Annotated in this window: 1 pseudogene (running past one end of the window); it reads left to right on the forward strand. The window is 71.0% G+C overall.

The window, feature by feature from the left end:
* Positions 1-4,865: pseudogene (locus tag QEG98_RS41960) on the forward strand (amino acid adenylation domain-containing protein); it begins 8,277 nt to the left of the window's first position.
* Positions 4,866-4,868 lie beyond the last annotated feature (3 nt).

Below are 4,868 nucleotides of genomic sequence, written 5' to 3' on the forward strand. Positions count from 1 at the left end.
GCAGGCCGCCCGGACGCCGGACGCGGTGGCGGTGGTGGCCGAGGGCCAGCAACTCACGTACGCGGAGCTGGAGGAACAGGCCAACCAGCTCGCGCACCACCTGCGCACGCTCGGCGTGGGTCCCGAGGTCCGCGTGGGGCTGTGCGTGGAGCGGTCCGTGGAGCGGGTGGTGGGGCTCCTGGGCGTGCTGAAGGCCGGCGGCGCGTTCGTCCCCTTGGACCCTGAGTACCCCACGGCTCGGTTGACGCACATGATGCGGGACGCCGGCCTGTCAGTGGTGGTGACGATGGATGACATCGCGGACGTGCTCCCCGCGGGCGGCGAGCTGCTCGTCGCGCTGGACGGCGATGCGCGCCATCTCGCGCGCAACCCGTCGGAGCCACCTCGCGTGGGTTCGTTGCCGGAGCATCTGGCATACGTCATCTACACGTCCGGCTCCACGGGCACTCCGAAGGGCGTGCTGGTGCCGCATCAGGGCCTCTGCAACACCCTGGGCACCATCATCCGGGCGCATGACGTGCGGCCAGGGCGGCGTGTGCTCCAGGCGGCGGCGCTCGGGTTCGACGCGTCCGTCCTGGAGGTGCTGTCCACGCTGGTGGCTGGGGCGGAGCTGCACCGGCGCCGCGCGAGTCGCTGTTGCCGGGAGCGCCGCTGCGCGGGCTGCTGGAGTCGCGGGGCATCACCACGGTGACGCTCACGCCTTCGTCCCTGTCGCAGTTGGAGCCGGAGGGCCTTCCCTTGCTGGAGACGGTCATCTCCGCAGGAGAAGCCTGCTCGCCGGAGCTGGCGCGGCGATGGAAGCCGGGGCGGCGACTGCTCAACGGCTACGGGCCCACGGAGGCGTCCGTCTGCGCGACGCTCTCCACCGAGCTGGACGTGGAGCGCCCGGACATCGGCCGTCCCGTCGCGAACATGCGTGCGTACGTGCTGGACGCGCGGGGGCAGCCCGTGCCTCCGGGCGTGCCGGGCGAGCTGTACCTGGGCGGGCCGGGTGTGGCGCGTGGCTACCTGGGAATGCCGGAGCTGACGGCGGAGCGCTTCGTCCCGGATGCATTCTCGGGAGAGGCGGGGGCGCGGCTGTACCGCACGGGCGACCGGGTCCGTTTCCTCGCGGACGGTCGCCTGGAGTACCTGGGCCGCACCGACTTCCAGGTGAAGCTGCGCGGCTTCCGCATCGAGCTGGGCGAAGTGGAGGCGGTGCTGCGCCAGTACCCCGAGGTGCGTGACGCGGTGGCCCTCGTGCGCGAGGACACGCCGGGAGCGCGGAGGCTGGTGGGGTACGTCGTGCAAGCCGCCGAGCTGGATGCATCGGCGCTGCGCTCATTCATGAAGGAACGGTTGCCCGACCATCTGGTGCCCGCTGCCTTCGTCGCGCTGGACGCGCTTCCGCTGTCACCTGGCGGGAAGGTGGACCGGGCGGCGTTGCCGGCTCCGGACGCCACGCGCGGAGGCAACGCGAAGGTGTTCACCGAGCCGCGCACGGAAGCGGAGAAGGCGTTGGCCACGCTCTGGGCGCAGGTCCTGGGCGTGGAGCGCGTGGGCCTGTATGACAACTTCTTCGAGCTGGGCGGCGACTCCATCCTGGGCATCCAGATTGTCTCCCGGGCCAAGGCCCTGGGGCTGGAGCTGGAGCCGGCCATGCTCTTTGAGCGGCAGACGCTCGTGGAGCTGGCTGCCGCCGCCGGGACGGCGAAGGCAGGCACGGCGGAGCAGGGGCTGGTGGAGGGGCCCGTGCCGCTGACGCCCATGCAGCGCATCTTCTTCGACGAGTGGGCGTTGCCTCAGCCGCACCACTACAACCTGGCCGCGGTGCTGGAGGTGCGCCGCCCGGTGGATGCCGCGCTGTTGGAGGAGGCGTTGCGGGCGCTGGTGTCGCACCATGATGCGCTCCGGCTGCGCTTCACGCGGGCGCCGGAAGGCTGGCGTCAGTCCATCGCGGGCGTGCCCGAGCGAGTGCCCGTGAGGCGCGTGGACCTGTCTTCCGTGCTGGAGGCGGAGCAGGGCGCCGCATTGGAGTCCGTGGGCACGGAGGTGCATCAGAGCCTGGACCTGGGCGAGGGGCTGCTGCTGCGCGCGGCCTTGTTCGAGCGGGGCGCGGGTCGGACGCCCCGGCTGCTGCTGGTGGTGCACCACCTGGCGGTGGATGGTGTATCGCTCCGTCCGTTGCTGGAGGACCTGGAGACCGCGTACTCGCAGTTGGAGCGAGGCGCTCCGGTGTCGCTGCCGCCGAAGACGACGTCCTTCAAGGCGTGGGCGGAGCGGCTGTTGTCGCATGCTCGGACGGACGAGGTGGCGCGAGAGCTGCCGCTCTGGAAGGCCTCGCGTGACGTCCCTTCGCTTCCTGTGGACCTGCCAGGCGGCGACGACACCGCGGGCTCAGAAGCGCTGGTGACGGTGACGCTGGGCGCGGACGAAACGAAGGCGCTGGTGGGCGAAGTGCCCCTGGCGTACCGGGCGCGCGCGGATGAGGTGCTGCTCACGGCGGTGGCACGCGCGGTGTCTCGCTGGACGGGAAGCCGCAACGTGCGGCTGGAGCTGGAGGGACACGGACGCGAGGCCCTCTTCGGTGACGTGGACCTGTCTCGCACCGTGGGCTGGTTCACCAGCACCTTCCCGCTGGAGGTGGAGTTGCCGGAGGCGGGCAGTCCAGGAGACGCGCTCCGGACGCTGCGGGATGCGCGGCGGCGGTTGCCGGTGAATGGCATGGGCTACGGCTTGCTGCGCTACCTGCGCGAAGACACGGCCCAGACGCTGCGCGCCGCGCCGCGCGCGGAGGTGGGGTTCAACTACCTGGGGCAGCTCGACGCGGCGGGTCGGGGGCGGAGCGCTTCGCCCTCACGGAGGAGCCGAGCGGCGCGTGGCATGGCGCGGGAGGCCGCCGGCCGCACCGACTTGAAGTGAATGCCGTGGTGTCCGAGGGCCGGCTGAAGGTGGCCTGGGCCTACAGCACGCGCGTCCACCAGCGGGCGACCATCGAAGCCGTGACTGACGACTTCCTGTCATCGCTGCGTGAGTTGATGGAGGGCCGGAGTACGCCGGACGCGGCGCGCCGTTCGCCTGGGGACTTCCCGCTCGCGCGCCTCTCGTCCTCCTCCCTGGACCGCTTGCTACGGCAGTTCCCGGCCGTGGAGGACCTGTACCCGCTCACGTCGCTTCAGCAGGGCATGCTGTTCCATGTCGCGCTTGCGCCCCAAGGCTCGGGTGTCTTCCATGAGCAGTTGGCGTGGACGTCACGCGGGAACGTGGATGTCGCCGCGCTGCGACGGGCGTGGGCGGTGGTCATCGCTCGCAACGCCGTTCTGCGAACGTCCTTCCTCCACGAGGGATTGCCGGAGCCGCTCCAGGTGGTCCATGCCAAGGCGGACCTGCCCTGGACGGAGCACGACCTGCGCGGTGTTCCCGCCGAGGAGCAACGCGCCCGGTTGGAGGCGCTGGTCCGTGAGGACCGTGCCCGTGGCTTCAATCTGGCGCCCGCGCCCCTGGCCCGGATGGAGGTGGTCCGCCTGGCCGAGCAGGAGTACCGCGTCCTCTGGAGCCACCACCATCTGGTGATGGACGGGTGGGGCGTGGGCGTGATGTTGCAGGAGGTCTTTGCCTGCTACGCGGCGCTGACGCAGGGGCGCGACGCTGCGTTGCCTCGTCCCGCGGCCTGGCGCGACTACATGGCCTGGTTGCAGCGGCAGGACTTGTCTCGTGCCGAGGCGTTCTGGCGCGAGGAGCTCACGGGCTTCACCACACCCACGCCGCTCCCCGGCGCCCGGACCGCCGCGCCCGGGATGGAGGCCGCCGTCACGGGTGAGGAGATTCTGTGGCTGTCGCAAGAAGCCACAGCCGCGCTTCAGGCCTTCGCACGGCGCAACGCGGTGACGCTCAACACGCTGACACAGGGCGCGTGGGCGCTGCTCCTCGGGCGCCATGCGGGGGAGGAGGACGTCGTCTTCGGAGCCACGGTCTCCGGGCGTCCCGTGGACCTGCCGGACGCCGAGTCCATGGTGGGCTTGTTCATCAACTCGCTGCCCATCCGCGTGGAGCTGTCTGCCAACGCGCTGGTGGTGCCCTGGCTGCAGAAGCTCCAGGCACGGCAGTTGGAGATGCGGAAGTACGAGCACAGTCCGCTGGTCCAGGTGAAGGGCTGGAGCGACATGCCTCGGGGCCTGCCGCTTTTCGAGAGCCTGCTCATCTTCGAGAACTATCCGCTCGACACCTCGCTGGGGCAGGGCGTGCCGGGGCTGGAGGTGGTGGACGTGGAGAGCCGTGAGCAGGGCAACCACCCGCTCATTGCCTATGTGGTTCCCGGTGACAGGCTGCGCTTGAGCCTGGCCTACGCTCCCGAGCTGCATGGCTCGGACGTGGTGGCCGAGTTGCTGGAGCACTGGCGCATCCTGCTGGAGTCACTGGCCTCAGGCGTGGAGCGGCTCGCCGACGTGACGTTGCCGGGAGACGCCGAGCGGCTTCAGGCCATGGCCAAGGCGCAGGTGGGCTCATTGGGGCACGCCGCGGAGTACGTCGCCCCCTCGACGCCGGAGGAATTGGCGCTGGCGGGGATCTGGACGGAGCTGCTCGGCCGGCCGCGCGTTGGCGCTCGGGACGACTTCTTCGCCTTGGGCGGACACGCCGGGATGGCCGCGCGGATTGTGGCGCGCGTGCGCGAAGCGTTGGGCGTGGAGCTGCCGCTGCCGGCGGTGTTCGAGTCGCCCACGCTCGCTGGCATGGCGGAAGTGGTGTCCCGGATGGCGGGCTCGATGAAGCAGTTCGCGGATGACGCCATCGCACCGGCGTCGAGGTCGCTGGACCCGGCCGCGTTGGACCAACTGTCGGACGAGGAACTGGACGCGCTGCTGGACGCGACCGAGGTGGAGAGCTGAGCC

Source organism: Myxococcus sp. MxC21-1 (assembly GCF_032612255.1).
Lineage (GTDB): Bacteria > Myxococcota > Myxococcia > Myxococcales > Myxococcaceae > Myxococcus > Myxococcus virescens.